This window comes from Vibrio splendidus, from assembly GCF_003345295.1.
Lineage (GTDB): Bacteria > Pseudomonadota > Gammaproteobacteria > Enterobacterales > Vibrionaceae > Vibrio > Vibrio splendidus_K.
This window is the reverse complement of the sequence record NZ_CP031055.1, coordinates 2,187,753-2,212,610: the sequence shown is the minus strand read 5'-3', so window position 1 is coordinate 2,212,610 and position 24,858 is coordinate 2,187,753. Positions and strand designations below refer to the sequence as shown.

The 24,858-nt window shown below is 44.8% G+C and carries 21 protein-coding genes; 8 read left to right on the top strand and 13 right to left on the bottom strand.

What is annotated here, in order from left to right:
• Positions 1 to 158 precede the first annotated feature (158 nt).
• The 4 genes from apt (at position 159) to recR (ending at position 4,165) form a co-directional block, all read left to right on the top strand.
• Positions 159 to 704: an adenine phosphoribosyltransferase gene (gene apt / locus DUN60_RS09645; protein ID WP_004734171.1), complete on the top strand. Its 546-nt coding sequence runs from the start codon at positions 159 to 161 to the stop codon at positions 702 to 704.
• A gap of 18 nt (positions 705 to 722) precedes the next feature.
• Positions 723 to 2,987: a DNA polymerase III subunit gamma/tau gene (gene dnaX, locus DUN60_RS09640; RefSeq protein WP_114633845.1), complete on the top strand. Its 2,265-nt coding sequence runs from the start codon at positions 723 to 725 to the stop codon at positions 2,985 to 2,987.
• A gap of 168 nt (positions 2,988 to 3,155) precedes the next feature.
• On the top strand, positions 3,156 to 3,485 hold the full coding sequence (locus DUN60_RS09635) for a YbaB/EbfC family nucleoid-associated protein (protein ID WP_004734156.1): 330 nt from the start codon (positions 3,156 to 3,158) through the stop codon (positions 3,483 to 3,485).
• Between the two features lie 80 nt (positions 3,486 to 3,565).
• On the top strand, positions 3,566 to 4,165 hold the full coding sequence (gene recR / locus DUN60_RS09630; RefSeq protein WP_017079504.1) for a recombination mediator RecR: 600 nt from the start codon (positions 3,566 to 3,568) through the stop codon (positions 4,163 to 4,165).
• Between the two features lie 96 nt (positions 4,166 to 4,261).
• Here recR and aqpZ read toward each other — a convergent pair whose 3' ends face one another.
• Both aqpZ and DUN60_RS09620 read right to left on the bottom strand, forming a co-directional pair.
• The gene (gene aqpZ / locus DUN60_RS09625) at positions 4,262 to 4,951 is read right to left on the bottom strand and encodes an aquaporin Z (RefSeq protein WP_004734154.1); all 690 of its coding nucleotides are present in this window, start codon (positions 4,949 to 4,951) and stop codon (positions 4,262 to 4,264) included.
• A gap of 93 nt (positions 4,952 to 5,044) precedes the next feature.
• Positions 5,045 to 5,293, bottom strand: a complete 249-nt coding sequence (locus tag DUN60_RS09620) for a YkgJ family cysteine cluster protein (protein WP_017106172.1) — start codon at positions 5,291 to 5,293, stop codon at positions 5,045 to 5,047.
• A 159-nt stretch (positions 5,294 to 5,452) separates the two neighbouring features.
• On the opposite strand from DUN60_RS09620, the gene DUN60_RS09615 reads away from it, so the two are divergent.
• Complete coding sequence (locus tag DUN60_RS09615) at positions 5,453 to 5,890, top strand: YcgN family cysteine cluster protein (RefSeq protein WP_017067609.1); 438 nt, start codon at positions 5,453 to 5,455, stop codon at positions 5,888 to 5,890.
• A gap of 173 nt (positions 5,891 to 6,063) precedes the next feature.
• Here the strand turns inward: DUN60_RS09615 and DUN60_RS09610 are convergent, their stop codons facing one another.
• The 8 genes from DUN60_RS09610 to gap form a co-directional block, all read right to left on the bottom strand.
• Entirely contained in the window at positions 6,064 to 7,641 is a 1,578-nt protein-coding gene (locus DUN60_RS09610) for an alkaline phosphatase (protein ID WP_114633844.1), read from the bottom strand.
• Between the two features lie 193 nt (positions 7,642 to 7,834).
• Positions 7,835 to 9,721, bottom strand: coding sequence for a BCCT family transporter (locus tag DUN60_RS09605; protein ID WP_114633843.1), 1,887 nt, complete (start codon positions 9,719 to 9,721; stop codon positions 7,835 to 7,837).
• Positions 9,722 to 9,914: 193 nt separating this feature from the next.
• The gene (locus DUN60_RS09600; RefSeq protein WP_102449379.1) at positions 9,915 to 10,268 is read right to left on the bottom strand and encodes a hypothetical protein; all 354 of its coding nucleotides are present in this window, start codon (positions 10,266 to 10,268) and stop codon (positions 9,915 to 9,917) included.
• 253 nt (positions 10,269 to 10,521) lie between these two features.
• On the bottom strand, positions 10,522 to 11,481 hold the full coding sequence (locus DUN60_RS09595) for a ChaN family lipoprotein (protein WP_114633842.1): 960 nt from the start codon (positions 11,479 to 11,481) through the stop codon (positions 10,522 to 10,524).
• A 71-nt stretch (positions 11,482 to 11,552) separates the two neighbouring features.
• Positions 11,553 to 12,371 (bottom strand): 23S rRNA (guanine(745)-N(1))-methyltransferase, encoded by an 819-nt coding sequence (rlmA, locus tag DUN60_RS09590; RefSeq protein ID WP_114633841.1) that lies wholly within the window; start codon positions 12,369 to 12,371, stop codon positions 11,553 to 11,555.
• A 193-nt stretch (positions 12,372 to 12,564) separates the two neighbouring features.
• Positions 12,565 to 14,601, bottom strand: coding sequence for a methyl-accepting chemotaxis protein (locus tag DUN60_RS09585; protein ID WP_114633840.1), 2,037 nt, complete (start codon positions 14,599 to 14,601; stop codon positions 12,565 to 12,567).
• A 312-nt stretch (positions 14,602 to 14,913) separates the two neighbouring features.
• The gene (locus DUN60_RS09580; RefSeq protein WP_114633839.1) at positions 14,914 to 15,798 is read right to left on the bottom strand and encodes a D-hexose-6-phosphate mutarotase; all 885 of its coding nucleotides are present in this window, start codon (positions 15,796 to 15,798) and stop codon (positions 14,914 to 14,916) included.
• Positions 15,799 to 16,085: 287 nt separating this feature from the next.
• Positions 16,086 to 17,081, bottom strand: a complete 996-nt coding sequence (gene gap, locus DUN60_RS09575; protein ID WP_026012234.1) for a type I glyceraldehyde-3-phosphate dehydrogenase — start codon at positions 17,079 to 17,081, stop codon at positions 16,086 to 16,088.
• Between the two features lie 319 nt (positions 17,082 to 17,400).
• Between gap and msrB the strand changes: the two genes are divergently transcribed.
• Entirely contained in the window at positions 17,401 to 17,838 is a 438-nt protein-coding gene (msrB, locus tag DUN60_RS09570; protein WP_017072517.1) for a peptide-methionine (R)-S-oxide reductase MsrB, read from the top strand.
• Between the two features lie 143 nt (positions 17,839 to 17,981).
• Here msrB and DUN60_RS09565 read toward each other — a convergent pair whose 3' ends face one another.
• Positions 17,982 to 18,788 (bottom strand): DUF2989 domain-containing protein, encoded by an 807-nt coding sequence (locus tag DUN60_RS09565; protein WP_114634317.1) that lies wholly within the window; start codon positions 18,786 to 18,788, stop codon positions 17,982 to 17,984.
• Positions 18,789 to 18,901: 113 nt separating this feature from the next.
• On the opposite strand from DUN60_RS09565, the gene DUN60_RS09560 reads away from it, so the two are divergent.
• The gene (locus DUN60_RS09560; protein ID WP_017092496.1) at positions 18,902 to 19,183 is read left to right on the top strand and encodes a YeaC family protein; all 282 of its coding nucleotides are present in this window, start codon (positions 18,902 to 18,904) and stop codon (positions 19,181 to 19,183) included.
• Positions 19,184 to 19,398: 215 nt separating this feature from the next.
• Here DUN60_RS09560 and ansA read toward each other — a convergent pair whose 3' ends face one another.
• Both ansA and sppA read right to left on the bottom strand, forming a co-directional pair.
• Positions 19,399 to 20,415 carry an asparaginase gene (ansA, locus tag DUN60_RS09555; RefSeq protein WP_114633838.1) on the bottom strand — a complete coding sequence of 339 codons (1,017 nt, stop codon included), beginning with the start codon at positions 20,413 to 20,415 and terminating at the stop codon, positions 19,399 to 19,401.
• A gap of 118 nt (positions 20,416 to 20,533) precedes the next feature.
• Positions 20,534 to 22,384, bottom strand: coding sequence for a signal peptide peptidase SppA (gene sppA / locus DUN60_RS09550; protein WP_114633837.1), 1,851 nt, complete (start codon positions 22,382 to 22,384; stop codon positions 20,534 to 20,536).
• A 279-nt stretch (positions 22,385 to 22,663) separates the two neighbouring features.
• Here sppA and DUN60_RS09545 point away from each other — a divergent pair, with 279 nt between their 5' ends.
• A complete protein-coding gene (locus DUN60_RS09545; RefSeq protein WP_162808230.1) occupies positions 22,664 to 24,673 on the top strand; it encodes an NADPH-dependent 2,4-dienoyl-CoA reductase in 2,010 nt (669 codons plus the stop codon).
• Positions 24,674 to 24,858: the final 185 nt, after the last annotated feature.

The following is a 24,858-nucleotide window of genomic DNA, read 5'->3' as shown; positions in this document are numbered from 1 at the left end:
CAGTGTGCCTGCTTGTATAGCGGGCGTTTATTATTTCAGCAATCAGAGTTATGACTCTTGTTGCAATGAATACCAATCGTACCTTTCCTTAATTCCGAGCGTTGATGTTTGATTCGTTACGAGAGTTTGGAAAGCGGCCTAATGAAGTGCATAAGATTATGAACACAGAAAAAATCTCTCTGATCAAAGCAAGCATCAAAAGCATTCCTGATTACCCTAAAGCGGGTATTTTGTTCCGTGACGTAACAAGCTTGATGGAAGATCCTGCCGCTTACAAAGCGACAATTGACCTGTTGGTGGACACATACAAGGGTATGGGCTTTACTAAGATCGTTGGTACTGAAGCTCGTGGTTTCCTATTTGGTGCGCCTCTTGCTCTTGAGCTAGGTGTCGGCTTTATCCCTGTTCGTAAACCGGGTAAGTTGCCTCGTCAAACTGTGGCACAATCTTATGAGCTTGAGTACGGCACTGATACGCTAGAAATCCATACCGATGCGATCGTTGAAGGCGATAAAGTGCTGATGGTTGATGACTTGCTAGCAACAGGCGGTACGATTGAAGCGACAACAAAGCTGATTCGTCAGCTTGGTGGTGTGGTAGAACACGCTGCATTTGTTATTAACCTTCCAGAAATCGGTGGTGACAAGCGCTTACAAGGCTTAGGTCTAGAAGTGTTTAGCATCTGCGAATTCGACGGTCACTAATCCTTTTCGGAATTATTCATGAGCTATCTTGCGTTAGCGCGAAAATGGCGACCAACCAAATTCAAAGAAGTGGTTGGTCAAGCCCATGTTTTAACAGCATTAGAGAATGCCCTTAGCCAAAATAGGTTGCATCACGCTTACCTATTCAGCGGTACACGAGGTGTCGGTAAAACGACCATCGGCCGTTTGTTTGCGAAGGGACTCAACTGTGAAACAGGCATTACTTCAACTCCTTGTGGTGAGTGTGCAACCTGTAAAGAGATCGATGAAGGTCGTTTTGTTGACCTGCTCGAGATCGATGCTGCCTCACGTACTAAGGTAGAAGATACCCGCGAGCTTCTGGACAATGTTCAGTACAAGCCTGCACGTGGTCGCTTCAAGGTTTACCTAATCGATGAAGTACACATGCTGTCTAGGCACAGTTTTAACGCGCTTCTAAAGACCTTAGAAGAGCCGCCTGAGTATGTGAAGTTCTTGCTCGCAACGACGGATCCGCAAAAGCTTCCTGTGACTATATTGTCGCGTTGTCTGCAATTCCATCTTAAGCCGATTAGCGTTGATAATATCCACGAGCAACTCGATCATATTCTTGAACAAGAAAATGTGACGTCTGAATCTCGTGCGCTTGGAATGATTGCTCATGCCGCTGATGGCAGTATGCGTGACGCTCTTAGCCTAACAGACCAAGCTATCGCATTAGGTAATGGCAATGTAGTGACAGACACTGTTGCTCACATGCTTGGAACGCTGGATACAGACCAAGCGATTCATCTACTTGAAGCGATTAGCAGTAAACAACCACAATTAGCGATGGCTTGCATTCAAGCTCTTGCTGAAAATGGCGTTGAGTGGGATGGATTGCTGAGTCAACTTGCGACTCAATTACACCGATTGGCGATGTATCAAGCTCTGCCGTCTACTTTAGACAAGGCTCAGCCTGACGCTGAAAGGCTAGAACTGTTGAGCAAAGCGTTAAGCCCACAAGATATCCAACTCTACTACCAGATAGTGCTGAAAGGGCGTCAAGACTTGCCATTATCGCCAACCGCTCGTGTTGGTATTGAGATGGTGGTTCTGCGTATGTTGGCATTCAGACCTGCTGAACAAACTGTTGCTACGGCTATCTCGACTGAGTCGACTAGCCCAGCGCCTGCTCCTGCAGCTCAGAATCCGGTTCAGAGTGTTGCTCAGCCAGTGAGTCAAGCTGCGCCAATGGCAACTCCGAGACAGTCAGCTCAGGCTCCAGCGGTTTCACAGCCTCAATTGCCTCAGCAAGCTCCTATTCAGCAGCCTGTGCAACAGCAACCGCCGCAGAATCAGAACCAATATTCAGATTCACAAGGTTACGCTGGTCATTCAGGCAACCAAGGTTATCCAGAACAGGATTACCCGCACAGTCAGTATGACGCTCCACCTGCTTATGATGAACGTCCTAGCTACGGTGCGGAGCAGCCGGTGAGTCCCATGACTCAGCAAACGAATTACCAGAATCAAGAGCAGCCAAATGTTGCTCCCGTTGCACCTTCTGTTTCACCAGCTTCGCAGGAGCAACCAGCGCGTGCAACTTCGCCTGTGAGTGGTTTACGTCACCAATTGCGTTCTCAACGTAGAGGTGGTGCAGCAACAGATAACAAAGGTTCAGCGCCAAAAAAGGCTAAAGCGACACCAGCTAAAACTTCAGTTCTTGACCGAGTTGCTCTGCAACACGGTGGTTCTGAGCGGGTGTCGCCAGCTTCTTTATCAGCCTCTTCGACAGAAAATGTGACCAACGATAATGAACCTTATCGCTGGAAACCGTCTAAACCTGTAGTGAAAGAGGTGAGCAAAGAGCTTACACCTACTCAGATCAAGCGTGCGTTAGAGCATATTAAGACACCAGAAATGGTCGATAAATTGCTTCAAGAGTCGATTGTTCAAGATGAATGGTCCGCCACGATTCAAAAGCTAGAGACGGCTAAGCTTGTTGAACAGTTAGCATTGAACTCAGTATTTACTAAGATTGACACATCAATCACCTTAACGTTAAGAGCGAGCCAGGCTCACTTGAATACGGATCGCGCACAGAGTGAGCTATTACAGTCTCTCAATACTGTGCTTGGAGAAGAGTGTCATTTGAGTGTTGAAATTGGTGATGGTGGAGAAACACCGCTAGAACTGCGAGAAAGATTGTATCAAAGCAAGTTGAAAGACGCGTTTACCAGTTTGGAAAACGATGCCAACGTACAGTTTATCGAAAGACGTTTTGCTGCCGAGTTGGATAGAGACAGCGTTCGTCCAATATAGTGTTCCTCCAATATCGATATGCCTTTCATTTAGTGATGGGTATATCATCCTTGGAAAGCAAATCAGAGAACTGAACTCGTGGGGTTGAATCACAGTGTTTTAACCCCCATTTAAGCCCTTAGTAGCTTAAATGATTTTAATAAACCAATTAGACCAGAGAGTAATAACATGTTTGGTAAAGGCGGTATGGGCAACATGATGAAGCAAGCCCAGCAAATGCAAGAACGCATGCAAAAGCTTCAAGAAGAAATCGCAAATATGGAAGTTACAGGTGAGTCAGGTGCTGGCCTTGTAAAAATTACGATTACTGGTAGTCACAGTGTTCGTCGCGTTGATATCGATGAAAGCCTAATGGAAGACGATAAAGAGATGCTTGAAGATCTTATCGCAGCCGCTTTCAACGATGCAGCTCGTCGTGTTGAAGAGACTCAAAAAGAGAAAATGGCTGGCGTAACTGGTGGGATGCAACTTCCACCAGGTATGAAAATGCCTTTCTAAGCGACTTATTTATAAGAGACTTGTCTCTTCCAACGGCTTGTTCTTGAATAAGCCGTTATTTAAAGTTAGAACGGTTAAATATGCGTACCAGTCATATGCTGGAGCATTTGATGGAGGCCTTACGTTGTCTACCTGGGGTTGGCCCCAAGTCGGCGCAGCGTATGGCCTTTCATTTGTTACAGCGCGATAGAAAAGGCGGCCTACAGTTGGCTGAAGCTCTTAGCCAAGCAATGACCGAAATTGGTCATTGTAATGAGTGCCGTACTTTTACTGAAGAAGATACTTGCCACATTTGTACCAATCCTAAACGTCAGGAAAATGGTCAAATTTGTGTAGTAGAGAGCCCTGCAGATATTGCAGCCATTGAAGCAACTGGCCAATATTCAGGTCGTTACTTTGTGCTTATGGGGCATCTTTCACCACTTGATGGTATCGGTCCAAGTGATATCGGTCTCGATGTTTTGGATTACCGTTTACGTCGTGGTGATATCACTGAAGTAATTCTAGCGACTAACCCGACAGTAGAAGGGGAAGCAACAGCGCATTACATTGCTGAGCTATGTAATGCCCATGAAGTGAACGCTAGCCGTATCGCCCATGGTGTTCCCGTCGGTGGTGAGCTAGAGCTGGTGGATGGCACCACGCTTTCGCACTCCTTACTCGGTCGTCATAAGATCTAAAAAAGCCGCTTGGTGAATAATCACTAAGCGGCTTTTTCTTTTTTTGTTATAAAGCTCTATTCTGAAACGCGTTTACTCTAAAACCTTTTCAAACGATTAATCAGAGCCACGCACGGCTTTGTAAATCGCAGCGCCAATCACGGCACCAATAATCGGTGCAATCCAGAATAGCCATAATTGCGAAACAGCCCAATCGCCGACAAACACAGCTACGCCAGTACTTCGAGCAGGATTCACAGAGGTATTAGTGACGGGGATACTGATAAGGTGGATCAAGGTTAAACAAAGACCAATCGCGATAGGTGCAAATCCAGCCGGTGCTTTTGAATCGGTTGCGCCCATGATCACGAACAGGAACACCATGGTCATGACGACCTCACACACGAGTGCAGCGGTAAGTGAATAGCCGCCTGGAGAGTGTTCACCATAACCATTTGAAGCAAAGCCTGATGAGACAACGTCAAAACCTGCTTGGCCGGAAGCTATGACAAATAACACACCACCCGCGATAATACCGCCAATCACTTGGGCAATAATGTAAGGCGCAACATCTTTGCCATCAAAGCGACCACCACTCCATAGACCGATGGTGACAGCTGGGTTGAGGTGACAACCTGATATATGCCCAATAGCAAAGGCCATGGTGAGTACGGTTAAACCAAAGGCGAGGGAAACTCCGAGTAGACCAATTCCCACATCGGGGAAAGCGGCGGCTAAGACTGCACTACCACAACCACCTAACACCAACCAAAATGTACCGAACATTTCTGCGATATACTTATTCATAACTATCCTTATTAATCTTTACCAGTATCAATAAGATAGTTTAAATTTATCAAAGTTGTGAAATCTTGGGCATATATAAAAAGAAAAGTATTCTTAGGTTATTGCTTCGAGCTCAATAAGGTTATCAAGTGCTTCTTGATCTGTTTTTCCACAGATGACAGGACAAGCTTTAAATTGGTGACACACCTTGGGGCGTGAAGACTGACCAAATAGCTTACAGAGGTTTTGCTCATTTAATTGAATGCAACGCACGCCAGCAGGCTTGCCATTTGGCATTCCAGGAATAGCAGATGTAATACTTGGAGCGACACAGCATGCTCCACAACCTAGGCGACATTCCATCAAATTAAACTCACTAAATAACAGGGTGCGCGATAGTAGCAAAAAATGATGAGAGTGACAGCTGTTGATTGAATCAAAGAATGAACAATTATTATCCTTGAACTTTTTATGGGCTAGCGGTATAACACGCACCCCAGTAAAAGAGTAAGAAGTAATCCTATGACGAATCCATTTTGGCAAGAAAAGACACTAGAGCAAATGACCGAGAACGAGTGGGAATCACTGTGTGACGGTTGTGGTAAGTGTTGCCTGCATAAACTAATGGATGAAGATAGCGATGAAGTTTACTACACCAACGTGGCGTGCAGCTGGTTAAACGACAAAACATGTTCTTGTAAAGACTACCCGAACCGCTTCACTTCAGGTGAAGAGTGTTTGAAGCTGACTCGTGACAAGATTCATGAATTCCATTGGTTACCAGACACTTGTGCTTACCGTCTTCTATCAGAATCTAAGCCGATTCCAGAGTGGCACCCATTGATTACGGGTTCTAAATCTGAGATGCATGCTGCAGGTGAAAGTGTTCGTAACAAAGTGGTATACGAAATCGATGTTGTCGATTGGGAAGACCACATTCTGAATCATCCGAATCGCTAAGTATTATAAAAACAGCCGCTCTTTAGCGGATGTTTTGCTATTTGGCGTTGCCTAAATTTAAAACTTACTTGCTTACTTGCTTACTTGCTTAACTTAAAGACTAAAAGATTTAAAAAATTAAAACAAAAAACGCCCCGAAGGGCGCTAAGTGAAACGAGCAAAAAAGATTCAGGCTAGTTTACTTGTTGTTTAATGTACTCACCCAGTTCTGAGTGGTGCATGATTTTTGAAACTGGCAATATCTTCTCGGCAGGGCCCCAAGCAAACACGTTCACTGGTGTATGAGTGTGTGTGCCTGTACCCCAAACGATGTTTTGGCCTGTTGCTTGTTCACGAGCAAGTAGGTTGCCACGGTCGTTATATGGGAAGAAAGCATCGAAATCGTTGATAGCAGGCACTTCTTCTGCCGACAAGTATTTGTGCTGAGCCAATCGGTATGGATTCGGCTTACTGGCTAATACGTTTTTCGCTTGTTCAGCAGTGATAGGGAACTCACTGTTTTTGTTGACGATCTCAGCCAGTTTTTCAGGTGTTTGCAGCGATTTATCTAGCTTCTGAAATTCGCTGATCATGCCGTAGTAGCTTTGCTTCTGATTGTATAAACCATCAAGAATGTCGAATGCGCCAAAGTTAAAGTTGGGTGCATAGTCGCGATCAGCAAAGGCTTCGCCAGAACGTTTCTGTGGTTTTGGTAGGTCGTTAGAAGAGTAGCTGAAACCGAAAGAGCCTGTTTCGTGGTCTGCGGTCACAATCACGATCGTGTCTTCACGATTTTTTGCCCATTCATACACAGTCTGGATCGCTTCATCAAACTTGAGCAGTTCATGCAGCATAGTGCCTGCATCGTTACTGTGTCCCGCCCAGTCGATTTGGCCACCTTCGACCATTAGGAAAAAGCCATCTTCATTTTTGGATAGGATGTTGAGCGCTTTTTGTGTCATCTCTTTCAGGCTTGGCTGAGTTCGTTCGCCACTCTTTTTCTTGTTGCTGTAAGCGATGCCATCATCCATGCCTGAGTAGGCGAATAGGCCAAGTAGTTTATCGCCCTTAGCGTCGTCTAGCATGTTGCGATTAAACGCCAGTTGGTAGCCGTCTTTCTCTGCTTCAGTCAGCAGGTTACGGTCGTCTTTACGCTTCGATTTGAGATAAACATCACCTTGAGTCAGTTGCTCAAGCTGCTTATAGGTTTCACCTTTGTCGTTGGTCGATTTAGGAATCCAATGACGTAGCCCTCCAGATAGCATCACATCAGCGCCAGTTGCAAGCATATCGGATGCGATTTGATTCTCTAAAGATCGGTGAGGTTGGTGAGCGGCGAAAGAAGCCGGGGTCGCGTGAGTTAAGCGCGTGTCGGACACTAAGCCGGTCGCTTTGCCTGCTTTTTTCGCTTTCTCAAGTACGGTCTCAACATGGTTACCCTGTGAATCGATACCGATCACTTCTGAACCGCTGTAGATACCCGTTGCAAGCATGGTCGCAGAGCAAGCTGAATCCACTACGATTGCGTCTTCCGGATGCGTTAGGGATGAACCAATAACCCCTTCTTGAGCAAGTTGATAAATGGCCGTTTTGTTCCCTTTATAGATGGAATTTGGCGCTTGGTTTGCGTAGGTTTCCAATAAGCCAACTTGCTGAGGTCCCATGCCGTCGCCGATCATCAGAATGACATTTTTGATTTCTGCTGAAAGTACGTTGAATGAGAGTGTAGAGGTTACCACTGCGGTAACAATTGGTTTCATAAAGTGCTTCATTAGTTATCCCTTTTTATATAAGCGGGATGATTAGAACACCGATTTGTGTCAAAGTCGTTTCATATTTGTTTCATCAATGTGAAATTGAGCAATAACTCAAGTTTTTAGAAAGGCATAAAAAAAGGCTCACATTTCTGTGAGCCTTTGTCGTATTTAGGAGAGTCCAAATAAATGGACTGTGTCATGGCTAATGTCAAGCAAGTGGCAGTTCTGCAACCACCTGATTGAACGCGACTCGAGCTTTCTGAGCTTGCTCTGATAACTCAACTTTTTTCGCTTGAGCTGTGCTTAGGTTGTTTTCAGCCTGCTCAAGTGCTTGTTGTAGGTTTTCAGGAAGCTCATGTGTTTCCATTTGTGCACCCTGTTCAAGAACATAAGCGCGGATTTCTTTCTTCACATCGGCAAGGGCTTTATAAGCCTCACGTTCAAGTTCTGCTGCATCTTGTGCTGCGTCTTTCTCTTTCTCGAACTGTGCCAATGCCATACCTTCTGCCGACCATGGGTCCATGTCTGGCAGCTCTTCGATGTTAATCGTTGGCTCGATGTAATTCTCTTGGTGACGCAAATCGAGGCTCGTCGCACGAACGGCTGAGATCATCAACATCACAGAGATAGCCAGTAGCGGTAAGCCACCAACAATCGCAGCGGTTTGAAGCGTGCTTAGGCCGCCCAAGAACATCAGAATCGTTGGTAAGAACGACAGTGTGAATGCCCAGAACATACGGTTCCAACGCATTGGCTCTTCGGTCACGTTGTTTTGAACCACAGAAGCTAAAATGTAAGATATAGAGTCAAAGGTTGTCGCAGTAAAAATAATACACAACAGTGTAAATACGGCGATCACTAACGTGCTCATTGGCAGTTGTGCCAGCATCGAGAAGATAGCTTTGGTTGCGCCTTCTTCGTTTAGGATTGCAACGACATCTAGCTCACCAGATAACTGTAGGGATAAACCGTAGTTACCTAAAATCATGAAGAATAAGAAGCAGCCTAATGAACCAAAGAAGATAGAGCCTGACACCATTTGTTTAATGGTTCTGCCGCGAGAGATGCGCGCAACAAACAGGCCCATGCTTGGTGCAAAAACTAGCCACCATGCCCAGTAGAAAATGGTCCAATCTTGTGGGAAATGCGTATTTTCGAACGTACCGTAGCCGCCGAATGGTTCTGCCCACGTTGCCATCACAAAGAAGTTAGACAATAGGCGACCAATCGAATCTAGACCCGTCTCAAGCATGAAAATCGTTGGGCCAGCGATTAGGACGAATATCAATAGTCCCATTGCGCCCCAGAAGTTGATGTTACTGAGGATCTTGATGCCTTTTTCCAAACCCGCATACGATGAGTATGCGAATATCGCAGTACAAACCAAAAGCACCATAACTTGAGTGACGTTATTTTTTGGTAGGCCGAATAAGTGGTTAAGACCTTCAGTAATAAGAGGTGCTGCTAAACCTAACGTTGTTGCTGCGCCACCTAATAGACCAAATATGAATAGGATATCTACAACTTTACCTGCAACGCCGCGGCTATGGTGTTCACCCAATACTGGCATCAATGCACTAGAAATTTTTAGTACAGGTTGTTTACGTACATAGAAAAAGTAGGCAATTGGAATCGCAGGGATTAGGTAAATAGACCAAGCAATTGGACCCCAGTGGAATAAACCATAGGTCGCAGCCCAACGAACGGCTTCTTCACTGCCGGGTTCTAGTTGAAAAGGAGGTGATTGGTAGTAGTAAGCCCACTCGATACAGCCCCAGTACAAGATACTTGCCCCGATACCACCACAGAAAAGCATTGCTGCCCATGAAGCGGTTTTAAATTCAGGTTCTTCATCGGCTTCACCCAGTTTAATTTGTCCCATATCACTGAACACAACGTAAACCATGAAGGCACAAGCTGCGAGTCCAAGCGCTAGGTACAAGAAACCAAGTTGGTCTGTCATAAAGGTTTTAGCGACCGCGATCCAGTCTGCTCCTTGCGTCGGGAACATAATCAGCGGGAAGATGATCGTGAGTAGGAGTGCTATCGCACCAAAAAAGGTTGGCTTATCAATAAGCGCAAAAGAGTTTTTCACGAGTATTATTCCATTAAAATGAGAGCGGAATTATGTCGTGAACTCGTTTTTTAGGACAAATCAGGTCTGTTGTCGTGACGACAAATCGATTTTTTGCAATGAAAGAGGCTCAGAGCAATAGGGTCTATGTAAGCAGTGCTGTGCAAACAATGCACGTGGTGCAGTGAAAGGAATGCCGTAAAGGAAAGTAAGGTTATATAAGAGCGAGAAGAATACCACCAACCGTTGCCGCTGCGGATAAGTATTGCCCTGCTGAATAAGAACCATCGTCCTCTTCTTCAATTTTATCTGGGTGATCCATACCTAATGCGCCGTGAGCAAATGACTCAACCTTATCAGTAACGGTCGCGTTTTCAGCTTCGACTTTCTTGGCTTCTTTATCGATTTCTTTAAGGGCAGATAATAGGGCTTTGCCCTCATCGGAAAGCTTAACGGTGTTTTGCTCAACCTTAAGAGGTGCAGGCTTTTCAGCTTCAATGCTTTTAGCTTGTGCGTTCATTTGCGAAGGTGAATACAGCTGAGTGTTACTCGTTCCTACTGGCGTCATATCGCTCTCCTTACCTATCCTTAAATATAGTATCGGCAGATGTGTGAAAAACTTGTGCATTTAATCACCGTGGTGATGTTTTTTTATTCGCACAATATATCTTCGTCTGCTTAATCAAAACTGCTTGGTAATTAAGCAATTCCTATGCCGATATCAATATTTATCTTAGGGATCGATTGAACAAGCTTTTAGTTTGCCAGACTTGTAGCATGCCAGACCTAAACTTGAATAAGATTAAGTCTGGATAGCGAGTTTAGTCGCACTTGAGATCGGATCCGCGCTTAGATAGGTGCTTATATGCCTTCATTCGGTTCTCTTTCTTTACAAAGCGAGCCGGTGGCGCGAGAACTTCAAGCTGATAGTCACTGCTATCCGATGAGATCTCTTCAACTGGGCTGATGATGGCAATTTTCAAATCAGGGTTACGACGTAGAATCGATGCTGCAGTGCCTAAACCACCTTCGGTGTGGAACTTACCGGCCACATGAATCACCTGTTGGTCTGGGTTTGATGCGTGGTAATCAACAATCGACTCTGCCATGGTTTCGTCCCATGTTACTTGAGCCGCAAACTGTTTTTCTGTTTGCTCTGGTGTTCCGTGATGCATCGAAGCCATGAACTTTTCTTTATAAGGGCTATCGCCAGTATCCACTTCTGAAGCAATCCATTGACGCTGTTCCGTCGTTAGCTGATCTAGATAGGATAATCCTTTACGGCCGATACACTGTACAAAGGGTTTTGGTGCGTTTGCCGCAATGATATTGACGTCGTTGGTTTTAGCGAACTCCACTAACGCGCGGTAATCACTTTCGTAATTTGGCCAAGCAGCGGCTTGAGACATAAGAACTTGTTCGCCAATCTCATCATTTAGATATTGGTTTAATGTGTCTTGATGCTCTCGAGTGAATTGTTCCATTGAAAGCGCGATGTTTGATGTGGCGTTGCGGCGCACTTTTAAAAAATCGGTTTGGAAGCGATGGATTGCCGAGTGAGTGTGCCATTCGCCAATAAGAACCACATCAGCGTCAATCAGCTGTTTAGGTAATGCATTGAGAGAAAGCGCTTCGCCTTGTGGAGACGCGAATTGGTAGTCGTAGAATGTGGAAACGGCTTGCGTTTGCGTGTTAGCCACTTTTTGAGAAGTGTTGTTTGAAGGTTGATTAGCACAAGCTGTAAGCAGGGTAGCTAATCCGATAAGAATAATACGTTGCATGAAATGCCTCCTTGAAGAACACGCATACTAAAGGAGGCAAGATGAGATTTCAATGCAAACGATAATCAATATCAATTAAGTTGTTTGCGGTACACTCGTAGCATAAAGTCAGCTTCACAGTTGAATTGCTCTGAATCGGTGAGTTGTTGTTTAAATTCTTCACTCGCTTTCCAAGCAAACGGCGTCATCTGTAGCAGGTCGAATGCGTCTGACCCCGATAGTTCCATCATATAGTTTAGTTGCTCTTGGTGCTCAAGAGTAAAACCTTCGATCATCTCTGGATCTTCATCGTGCAAACGAACGCCATCATAAATCGCATCACGCAGCTGATAAAGGTGTCGGCTAGCAGGTGTCACGGTGATCACCACACCATTGTCTTTGATCGTGCGTTGCAGTTCTTCTGCCTTGCAAGGTGCGTAAATGCGTAGAATGCCGTCTAAGCTATTTTCAGCAAAGGGTAGGCGATGGCTAGAAGCGACTGAGAAGTCGACCGCTGGGTAGCGTTTAGCGGCGTATTTGATAGCAATCTTAGAGATATCTAGACCAAAAGTAGCGCCATTCTTTTCTTGAAGGTTTACCGCAATTTCATTGGTGTAATAACCTTCACCACAACCTATATCTAATAGGCTAGGGGCTGTTTCTGGCAGATAGCTAGCGCATAAACCAACAACGGCTTGGCGCATTGGATTGTAGTGGTTGCCTTCAAGGAAGCGGCGACGAGCCTGCATCATCTCTTTGTTGTCACCTGGATCTTTTGAGCGTTTGTGGTGTGCTGGCATCAAATTGACATAGCCTTCTTTCGCTAGGTCGAACTGATGGTTCTTTTCACACTTAAACGTACGATCGTTTTGAGATAAAGGTTGGTGACACAAAGGGCATTGGTAAGTCATTGCGAACTCGAGGTAGAAATTTCAAGTCCAAAATTTTAACAGGAAGCATAGTGGGGCGCTAGAATAAACGCAGCTGTCTTGGCTAACGGCAATCTGTGAATAGGTAGAGCCTGTTAGTGAAGAGATAGAGCCAACGTATGGTTGGCTCTATTGGTTATGAGCAAGTCACTGATAGAAACAGTGAACTCGGCTTCTAGCTAAAGAAGTTAACTTGGTTCTTCAACGACTCAGCTTGTTTTTGAAGTTCATCAGCACTTTGAGAGGTCTTGGCGCTAGTTTCACGGCTTTGTTGGTTCAAATCGCTGATCGCATGCGCGTTCGCTGCTATTTCTTGAGAAACCTGAGCTTGCTCTTCTGATGTCGCAGCGATGGTTTCAGCTTGAGAAGCAATAGACTCAACTTGAGAGGCTATCGACTCTAGAGCCGTGCCTGCTTCTTGCGCTTTATCGAGTACTTGGTTGGCATTCGATTGGCTTTGTGTCATCAGGTTCACGGCATTGTTAGTGGAAGATTTCAACTTCTCGATGATGCTCACTACGTCTTGCACTGACGTTTGTGTACGATGAGCCAATGTTCTTACTTCGTCAGCGACAACGGCAAAACCACGCCCCTGATCACCCGCACGAGCTGCTTCTATCGCAGCGTTCAACGCAAGTAAGTTGGTTTGTTCTGCGATGTCATCAATCATCTTAGTGACGGTTTGAATGCTTTCGCTATCAGAACTCACTTGCTCGATGGCCGATGCTGACTTGTCTAATTGATCATTCAGCTGGGCAACATCAATACACACACCTTCAACGACTTCTAAACCTTTCTGGCTGTCTTCATTTGCAAGGCGAACATTTTCAGCAATGCTGTTCACTTGCTGCGCTACAGATTCTGCAGAGGTGGCCATCTCTTCAATGGCCGTAACGACTTGCTCAACCTGTGCTTGCTGGCGATCAGATTGACTCAAGTTGTGGCTGGCATCTTGTGACACACTGCTCGAGCTATTCTGAACTTGATCACTGGTCGTACGTATCTCGCCCACGAGTGTATTCAATTGAGCAGCCATGTTTGCAACGCCGGTATTTAGGTTGCTGATCTCGTTTTTCGTTTGCTTGCCATTGTTTGGGATATGTAGGCTTACTTCGCCTTTTCCTAAACGCAGCATGTACTCGTTTAACGTCGTTAGTGGCGTCAGTGTACGGTTTAACACGAAGGTTAACGCGACGATGGTAGCGGCAGCAATCAAGGTAGCAATAATAGCGATGAGCTTGAGTAATTCATCACTGCCCTTGGTCACTTCCTTGATAAAAGTACCGCCAAGTAGTTTCCAATCCCAACCAGGAACTTCAGTGTAGACGAGATACTTTTCGCCTACAGTTCCTTGGTACTCAAAAGGGTAGAGAATCAAACCGGATTGCTGTTCAAAGATCTGATAGAAAGGTTTGTTGCCGTCGTAGTCAGCAACATCAACAATCGATTTACCACCGCCAACGTTAGTAGGGTGCAGTAAGTACTGGCCTTGATGATCTTGCTCGTTATCGACAATGATGGTGTATCCCGTATCCCCCCAAGAAACCGAGCGTAAAGATTCAAACAGGCTTTGAGTCGCCTCTTCTACTGGCAGACCAATGAAAGAGACACCGTTTACTTTGCCTTGAGCATTGGTCAAAGGCGCATAGTAGGTGATGTAACGTTGACCGAAGAGCTTAACTTGAGAGTAATAAGGCTGGCCATTTTTGAGTTTGCTATAGCCTGGATGATTTTTCCCTAGCGTGGTCGCAACGACTCGTTCGCCTGAAGGTTTTTTAAGAGAAGTAGAGACACGAATAAAGTCGTCGCCAAATGGGGCAAATAGGGTTGCTACGGCGCCGGTGTCGCGGGTAAAGCTATCAACGAGTTTAGTGTCATTTATTAGGCTCTCACCATATTGAGTCATGTTGGGAATTGAATGACCGTTGAACTCAACGTCATAACTTTCAACATAAACACCTGCTAGGTAACCGTTACGAAAAGTGGATTCTAAAACTTTAGCGGTATGCAGGTAAGCATCAAACTGACCAGAGATGGTTTTGGCCATCGCTTCTACTTTGGATTGGTGTTCTTTTAACGTGTTGTCTAATAATACCTGTGAGGCATTGCGGTACACGAGTGTTGCAATGGAGCCAAAGGCAATAAGCAAGCACAGCAAAATGACCAACTTAAGTTGGAAACCAACACTTTGATTTTTGTATTTCTCGAACATGAATTCACTATCCTGTCTTCATTGAGGTGTTGTTAAGTGGTTTTAAGGAAGTTTGTTATTGATCTTTCTATCATAGGTACTTATTTATCGGCAGTAATTGATAATAATTAATGAATTGATAATAATTAATGAATTGATAGTTATATTTATAAACTAGAGTGATGAGAGCCATGTGGCGTGGAGTTAAACGAAGAGGTGATGGACTACGGGCTTGTGTTAAGACATTGATTACTGGACGGTACGTGTGAGGTTCGGGGCAATAAAAAATGCAGCGTTATGAGCTGCATTTTTTTAATTCGATTAGCTAGAAGCTTAGTTCGAAGAGATAACCGTAATAAGCTGGTGGCTCTCGCCAGGCTGTAGCGTTTTACCAGTTTCTAGGCTTGGTGCGTGTAGTGTTGATTCTACACACATCATGGTTAGGTAACCGTCGTCTTGCATATCGCCCATACCTGCAGCGCCTTCCGCCCACGGGTTCCACAATACTGCAGAGTTATGACCGTGGTTCTCAACCGTTAGTGTGCGATCCAGATTTTTGTCAGCAACAAAGATTTGCGCTTCTGGTTGCGTGTAAACGCGGTCAATCGTGTCGGTCAGTACCAGTTCAGAACCACCTTGGCAGATCTTGCCACCTTGCAGACTATCAATGTACTCAGCACCCATACCCGTTGTGGTTGTGTTGTGAATATCACCTACATTTAGGTAAGTGTGCAGTGCGCCAGAGAAAGTCCATGGTTGTGAATCTGTATTCTTCACGTCCAACGTTACTTTTAGTTGGTCACCAATTTCAACATTCAGTCGAGCATCGAACTGATGCGGCCACACTGCCAGAGTCGCTTCGCTAGGCTTTAGGCCTAGGCTTACAATAACGCCTGCTTCGCTTTCACGGTGCTCAATTAATTGCCATTCGCTTGAACGTGCAAAACCATGAGCAGGTGCAGCAATGCGACCAAACCAAGGCCAACATACTGGAATACCACCACGTAAAGCTGTTTTTCCATCGAATTTAGCTTGTTGGCTCATCCAAATAAGGTCTTGTTGGCCTTGTGGTTGGAATGACACGACATGGCCGCCAAACAATGAAATAGCTGCGTTTGCTTTATCATGGATAACGCGAACCAGCTTTACACCTTCGTGTTCAACGATAGTCACGTTATCTGAAAGTACAGTCAGTGCAGGTAGAGTAGATAAATCCATTACATGATCCTTCTAAGGAAATTGAATTCAAATGCTGACTAGAACAGTGCTTGTGATTTTATGAGTGACAAGCAGAGCCAGTATTGGAATTAAATTTTGCGTTTTGACTTAAGTTTTAGGTTTAGGTTAAGTTTTAGTGTGTGACTAGCCAAGGCATTTTGGCTATCGGGGTCGAAGCCGCTTAAAAGATAGCAGGTATTAAAAAGGCGACACTAAGGTCGCCTTTTTCAAAGTCTGCTCAAAACAGTCTTCGCTAATGCTTATCTAAAGCTATTTCTAAAAAGAAATTACTTAGAGATGTGAGCGATTAGGTCTAGAACTTTGTTTGAGTAACCGATTTCGTTGTCGTACCAAGATACAACTTTAACGAATTTGTCAGTTAGAGCAACACCAGCTTTAGCATCGAATACTGAAGTTTGAACTTCACCGATGAAATCTTGTGATACTACTTGGTCTTCAGTGTAACCAAGAACGCCAGCCATTTCGCCTTCAGAAGCTTCTTTCATTGCAGCACAAATTTCTTCGTAAGATGCAGATGCTTTAAGGTTAACAGTTAGGTCAACTACAGATACGTTAGCAGTTGGTACGCGGAAAGCCATACCAGTTAGAAGGCCGTTTAGTTCTGGAAGAACAACGCCTACAGCTTTAGCAGCACCAGTTGAAGATGGGATGATGTTTTGAGAAGCACCACGGCCACCGCGCCAGTCTTTAGCAGAAGGGCCATCTACAGTTTTTTGAGTTGCTGTAGTAGCGTGAACTGTAGTCATAAGACCAGACTCAATGCCCCACTTATCGTTAAGTACTTTAGCGATAGGTGCAAGACAGTTAGTAGTACAAGAAGCGTTAGAAACGATGTCTTGACCAGCGTAAGATGCTTGGTTAACGCCCATTACGAACATTGGAGTTGCATCTTTAGAAGGACCAGTAAGAACTACTTTCTTAGCGCCAGCAGTGATGTGCTTACGTGCAGTCTCGTCAGTTAGGAAAAGACCAGTTGCTTCAGCAACTACGTCTACTTCGATAGCATCCCACTTAAGATCTTCTGGGTTACGCTCAGCTGTAACACGTACAGTTTTACCGTTAACGATTAGGTTACCGCCTTCAACTTCAACAGTACCGTTGAAACGGCCGTGAGTTGAGTCGTACTTAAGCATGTATGCCATGTACTCTACGTCGATTAGATCGTTAATACCTACTACTTCGATGTCTGCACGCTCTTGAGCTGCGCGGAATACGAAACGGCCGATACGGCCAAAACCGTTAATACCTACTTTGATAGTCATTGTAGTTGCTCCACAACTTAATTTCTGATTAAAGATAACTGGTAGTAAAATTACAGAATCCAGTATACATCTGCAATAGATAATCCGACTTAACTTGTTTAATGTCAAAAAAAAGCGACGCTTTTCTTAACAATTGGGCGTAAGTGGTTGAAAATTGACCATTGCAAGTGGCTCTGTACCCTTCCAGTTGGGTAAAATACCCCTAAATGATGATTCACTTATGAGTGTATATGTACAATGTTTCCTGGTGAGAAAGTATGTGCTACAAAACGACTGATATGCAAGCCTTTATAGAAAAAAGTAAATATAATAACTGAGAATGTGGAGAGATATTAACGTGGTTCAAAAGGGAGGAAATATGATAAAGCCTGATGAATACTGGCGTGAGCGCCTAACGGACGACGAATTTGCTGTGTGCCGTGAACGTGGTACTGAAGCCCCATATAGCGGTAAGTTACTGCACAACCATAACACTGGTGTCTATAGCTGCACATGCTGTGAAAGCCCTTTGTTTCTGTCGGATAACAAATATGACTCTGGGTGCGGTTGGCCAAGCTTTGATGCCCCAGTAAGTGATGAAGCGGTACGCTATATAGAGGATCTAAGTCACGGAATGAAGCGTGTGGAGATCCGTTGTACTGCATGTGATAGCCATTTAGGTCACGTTTTTCCTGATGGCCCGCAGACAACAGGTGAGCGATTCTGTGTTAATTCTGTGTCGTTAATTTTCAACAAAAATGACAAAAGTACGAAATAACTTGTAACTATTGTTTAATCCTTACAGGTCGTACTTGTCGATTAAGGACTATTGAACAGCCCAAGATTTCAGAATTAACTCTAGTACAAATAAAAACAGCTACCATGACGGTAGCTGTTTTTTTATGCATTAAGAAATCAAAACTAATAGTTCGGCACTATAGACGCGGTGTAAACGCCGTCTTCAATGGCTTCGACAATCTTTTCAGCATCATCATTGAATTGTTTGTATTGAGGTTTGTCGAAACGATACAGCACAGTGAGCTCAGCTTCAGAAGCAATGGGCACATCAAAGTCTTTGGCAACCATTGCCCACACGTACGCTTTTTCCATATGACCAAGGCTGTGGTTGATACTGGCCATCGACTTGAAGATTTCAGTGTTGACGACCGAACCATTTGAAAGCGTTAACGCATTATTGAGTAGCTTAAGCGTTTTTGCATGATCACGGGTGGTATAGAAGGTGGCTAAGGCATATTGCATTTCTGCCGTATTTAACGCTTCTTTCCCTTCTAGCTGTAGGAAACTGCGTCTGGCGTTGGTGTCCCCGGTTTGTGACCACAAGAAGTAAAGCGTTTCCGGTGTATTGGATTGTGATAGTTCATCTACAATACGCTCAGACTCTTCGATGCTGTGCATTAAAGAGGTAAAGCGACGCTCTTGCAGCTTAGATTGGTCAATCGTCTCGATCTGCGCCGCAAGCTCTAGGCACTTTTTGTACGCAGTGACTAACTTGAACTCTTTAATCTTATTGGCTTCGGAGGGTCGCTTCTGAACTTCAAATCGATGCCAGATGAGGTCGGTACGTGCGACGCGGCATTGTCCATCGTTCATGTTCAACTCCTCACACTGCAGCCCCGGATTACTTTGACAGAGTTGATCGGTATTTTTATTTCCTTCAAGACACCCAACCAGAGTGAAAGGTAATAGGCTAATCGCCAACCGTTTCATCATTTTCATATTCCTTCACTTGTGATCGAATGCACTTATTATCGGTCAGGTTCTTGACTCAATTCTGTTACGGGTTATTTTCTGGTGAAAATTGTTAAAACTAAGGCTTTATCATGGATGCAGAACAACTTCTTAGCGCAATGACACCCGAGGTCTACGAACGTTTAACTTACGCCGTTGAGACGGGTAAATGGCCAGAAGGTACGGCGCTCTCTAAAGAACAGCGCGACTCGTGTATGCAAGCAGTTATGTTATATCAATCTAAACATAACTCCGAAGCTCAACATATGACAGTTGCAGCTGGTGGTGATATTAGCTTTAAATCTAAGTCTGAGCTTAAGAAGCAATTTAAGTCAGACCAAGAAGATATTGTTAGGGTTAACCCGAATCATTAGGCTTAAATTACAACAAAGGGGTGGCACTGTGCCACCCCTTTAGCTGTTAAGCCGTTTATTTATAAGCAATAAAACGATTTAGTTCACGTTAAACGCCTGCGATACCCATGAAACGACTGGGTTAATGCGAAGGTTTTGGTTAAACGTATAGCTAAACCTATAGCTACACCTCTGAACCTATAGCTCTAAACCTCTAAACCTATAGCTGAACAAGCTTATAAACTCATCTCACCGCGCAACACTTGTTGCATTTTATCCTTCACTTGTTCGTAGCTTAAGTTTTGGCTCAACAGGTAATGTAACTTCGCCAGTGCCGCTTCTGGTGTCATATCGTAACCACTGACAACTCCAGATTCTGCTAGTGCGCAACCCGTCGCGTAACCACCCATATTGACTTTACCCGCCAAACACTGAGTGAGATTCACTACAATCACACCTCGTTCTGATGCGTCTTTTAAGTGCTGAAGTAGCTCTTGATTTTGTGGTGCGTTACCAACACCAAAAGTAAGCAAAATCATTGCGTTAACAGGTTGTAGTAGCGTGTTGCGAATCACCTCATGTGAGATGCCTGGGTACATAGTGATTACGCCGATGGGTTGCGGAGTAATATTATGAACCTTGAAAGCACCTTCAGGTTGCTCGTTTACCTTAACGTTATTGCTGATCTGGATATTGATACCCGCTTCTAGCAATGGGGTTAGGTTTGGAGAGGTAAACGCATTGAAGCCATCTGCGTGTGATTTTGTGCTGCGGTTACCGCGCATCAACTTGTTGTTGAAGAACAGTGTCACTTCGTTGATCGGGTAGTTCGCTGCAATGTGCAGAGCATTCAGCAGGTTTGCTTGTCCATCTGAACGTAACTCTGCCAATGGGATCTGAGAGCCCGTAACAATCACAGGTTTGCCGAGGTTTTCCAGCATGAAAGACAGAGCAGAGGCGGTGTAAGCCATTGTGTCTGTACCGTGTAGGATAACGAAACCATCGTACTTATCGTAGTTCGCGCGAATATCATCAGCGATAGTCTGCCAATCAAGTGGCGTCATATCTGAAGAGTCCATTAATGGAGAGTATTCATGAATGGTGTACTCAGGCATTTCTGGGCGATGGAATTCAGGCATGCCAGCTAGCTGCTTATCCATAAAACCTGCGACTGGGACATAGCCGTGGTCCAAAGACTTCTGCATGCCAATTGTGCCGCCGGTATACGCGATATAGATGTGTTTTCTTTCCATGGCGATTAATACTTAGTGTGATATAGGGAACAGGGGGGCGATTATAGCGAATTATCATGCAATAAAAAGAGGCGCCTCACACAGAGGCGCCTCTTGATAACAAAGCGTTGGCCTTATCTTATTGAACTTGGCAATTTAAGCAAAAAGCGTATCGGCCTTGTGGGTCGTTAAAGTTGCCTAACAGCTGACTATCTTGAGCTAACTGCTGAGTAACAGGTTGTAAACTGCTTGGAATCATTGATTGAATATCAAAGCCTATCGACATCTGAACTTGATTCATAAATTCTTGAATAAATTGTTCAGTCGTTGAAAGTGGTTCTTCTACCCAGTAGATGTTGTAGGTTTCAAGCTCTGCAAGTGAAGCCGCTGCTGCAATCGCATCATCAAAATCACCAATTTCATCGACTAGATCTTTCTGGATTGCATCTTGGCCAGTCCAAACTCGGCCTTGAGCTATCTTGTCGACAGCATCGACTTCCATGCCGCGATTCTCTCCAACTAGGCTGATGAATCGGCGGTAACCGTTTTCAATGCCCATTTGGAACGCATCTTTCGCGCCGTCGCTAAGCCCAGTCGTAAGACCAAGACCAGAGAAAGGCGACGTACCAACGCCATCAGTGTAAACACCAATATCGTTCAACCCTTTTTCGAAGGTTGTGATAACACTAAAGATACCAATCGAACCAGTTAAGGTCGTTGGTTGAGCCAGGATTTTGTCCGCACCCATCGAGATCCAGTAACCACCCGAAGCGGCAAGGCTAGACATAGAGACAACAACCGGCTTGCCCGCTTGCTTGATCGCTTCTATTTCATTGCGAATAACTTCTGAAGCAAATGCGCTACCACCTGGGCTGTCTACACGAAGTACAACAGCTTTTACTTTATCGTCGTTGCGCGCTTGGCGAAGTAGTGCTGCTGTGGTATCACCACCAACGGTGCCACGTGGCTGCTTACCATCCATAATTGCGCCGCTAGCAACAATCACAGCAACATCGTGCGATTCACTTGTTAGGTCTGGAAGCATGGTTGTACGGTACTCGTAGTACCCAAACGCGTTATAGCTGTCTTGACCATCACTGCCGAAAACGTCAGCAAGCTCTAGTCGTACTTGCTGGCGAGTCGCCAGTTCGTCAACTAAACCAAGCTTCTCTGCCAGTTTTGCGATATCGCCATCAACCGACTCAAGGTCTTTTAAGAAAGAGTCCATGCTTGGGTTCAGCGTTTTCGCGTCGATCTGACGGTTGTTGCTCACGTCATCAACGTATGCGCCCCATAATTGGCCTAACCAACGAGAAGCAGATTCTTTCGCTGCATCTGACATGTCGTCACGAATGAAAGGCTCGATAGCTGACTTATAGGTACCAACACGGAAAACGTGCGTGTTGACGTCTAGCTTCTCTAATAACGTTTTGTAGTAAAGCGAATAAGCGCTGTAGCCTTTAAGAAGAACCCCACCATCTGGTGATAGGAAGACTTTAGTTGCGTAGCTGGCTAGGTAGTATTGGCTTTGGTTGTAAAAGTCACCCACCGCATAAATTGGTTTGCCAGTTGCTTTGAACTCGTTGAGTGCTTTAGCAATGTAGCGAAGCTTGGTTAGATTGGTTTCTGGCAGTTCTTTGAGTGCTAAAACGATACCCGTAACGTTGTCATCGTCTTTGGCGTAGCGAATCGTCTCAACAATATCAAACAGGACGTTCTCTTTTGGAAGGTCTTTGCCAAGCAGTGAACCCGTGACCGAATCCATCGGGTTGATATAGCGACTTTGCTCCACGATAGGACCAGACAGGTTAAGTACTAAAGCCGATTCCTGTGGAACGGTGGGCTGAGCTGTGTCTGAGTGGAAGTATACAAAGTAGATGATGGCGATACTGAGTAAAAAGAAGAGGTTAACGAGCGCAAGACGCACAAACGTGATGAGCTTCCAAATCCCTTTAAAGATCATACCTATAAATTTGAATATCTTTTTCATTATGTCTCCGCAGTGAGATCACGTGGCTTTAACAAGCAACAGTACTATTAATCTCAATAATATGAACTGCTTAGTATCCTACGATAATTCCCTAGCTCAAACTACACCAAGAATTGTTAATCGATATATATTCTCATTAAGTGTAGACAAATTAAGGGTTTCTGAACGATTAATACCTTCAGCATTATGATCGGTGTTACAAAAATGTAAACGGTTGTTTGAACTTTTGGTGATTGAGTTATATTGTGGTCAGACCACAAGGATATAATAATAGAAGTGATGTCTGCCATGTACCCACATTTACTCGAACCACTCGATCTTGGATTTACTCAGTTACGTAACCGTGTATTGATGGGATCAATGCACACGGGTTTAGAAGAAAATAAAGAAGGCCTCCACAAGCTTGCCGCGTTTTATGAAGAGCGAGCAAAAGGAGGCGTTGGCCTTATTGTTACCGGTGGTTTCTCTCCTAATTTACGTGGCAGATTGACCCCATTTAGTGCTGAGTTCAGTAAAGTTAAGCACGCAAAAGCTCACCAAGTTGTTACCGAGGCCGTGCATAAGCATGGCGGTAAAATTGCCCTTCAGTTGCTGCATGCTGGCCGCTATGCAATGCACCCATTCGCGCAAAGTGCTTCGGGCATCAAAGCGCCAATCGCCAAGTTTGCACCGAGTGAAATGAGCCCTCGTCAAATTAAAAAGACCATAGGTGCTTTTGCCAACAGTGCAGAGCTAGCTCAGGTTGCTGGCTATGACGGCATTGAAATCATGGGCTCTGAAGGTTACTTGATTAACCAATTTATCTGTAAACGTACCAACATGCGTTATGACGAATGGGGCGGTTCTTATGAGAAGCGCATGCGTTTCCCATTAGAGATCGTTAAATCGATTCGCGAAGCGGTGGGTAAAGATTTCATCATTATTTTCCGCTTATCGATGCTGGATTTGGTTGAGCAAGGCAGCACGTTCGAAGATGTTGTACTTTTGGCTCAGAAGCTAGAAGAAGCGGGCGTGACCATTATCAATACTGGTATTGGTTGGCATGAAGCTCGTGTCCCGACTATTGCGACACAAGTTCCAAGAGGAGCATTCTCTTGGGTGACGGAAAAAGTTAAACCATACGTGTCGATCCCAGTGGTGACATGTAACCGTATCAACACGCCAGAAGAGGCCGAACGTATCCTCAGTTCAGGACAGGCCGACATGGTATCAATGGCTCGTCCATTCTTGGCAGACCCTGACTTTGTTAATAAAGCCGCTCAAGACCAAGCGCAGTTCATTAACACCTGTATCGGTTGTAACCAAGCTTGTCTTGATAATGTATTTAAGGGCAAAAGAGCGAGTTGCTTGGTGAACCCTCGCGCTTGTTACGAGACTGAAATTGTTGTTCAGCCTGCCGAAGCGACCAAAACTATTGCCGTGGTTGGCGCTGGGCCTGCTGGTTTAGCCTGCGCGACGACGTTGGCACAGCGTGGTCATAATGTTGATCTGATTGAGAAAAATGACCGTATCGGTGGGCAGTTTAGATTGGCAATGCAGATTCCGGGTAAAGAAGAGTTCAGAGAAACGATTCGTTACTTTGCTAATCAAATAGATGCATCAGGCGTGAACTTAAAACTGGATACTGAAGCGACGTTTGAGATGTTGTTGAAGTACGATGAAGTCGTGATGGCTGCCGGTGTTGAGCCAAGAAAGCTTAATATTGAAGGGATTGACCAAGAAAACGTAATCGATTATCAAACCTTGATTCGCGAAAAGACACCAGTAGGCGAAAAAGTCGCGATTGTTGGTGCCGGTGGTATTGGTATTGATGTGGCAACTATGCTGACAGAGCCGACTTCTCACAGCTTGGATGACTGGCTGCATGAGTGGGGCATTGATAAGAATATGGAACACCCTGGTGGACTTTATCCTTATCCTGATTCGTTCAGTGATAAAACGGTTTGGGTGATGCAGCGTAAAGTCGGGCGTGTCGGTAAAGGCCCAGGTAAAACTACAGGTTGGATTCATAAACGCACATTAGAAAAACGTGGTGTGAACTTACTTGGTGGCGTGAGCTACAACAAGATTGACGACCAAGGTCTGCACATCAGCGTTGGTAAGAAAGATCAGGTACTCGATGCCGATTCCGTTATCGTGTGTGCGGGTCAGGTTTCAGTTCGTCCATTCGAAGACATGTGGCAAGAGTTTGGTGGCAAGCTTCACGTGATCGGCGGTGCTGATTATGCCGGTGAGTTGGATGCGGTACGAGCTATCCGTCAAGGTGTTGAGCTAGCTATTAAACTGTAGAGCGGGTTATCAAGCCTTAGAACATCGTTAAATTTTCTCGCTAAACTAGCTTGAAGTGGAAAAATAAATAAGGCTCCTAAGTCATAGATTTAGGAGCCTTTATTGTTTCTAGTGTCGTTTCAAATATGGCTTCAAATGGACAGCTGTTGAGATTTATTATCGTTTGTGTTTTGTGCTACAGTTCA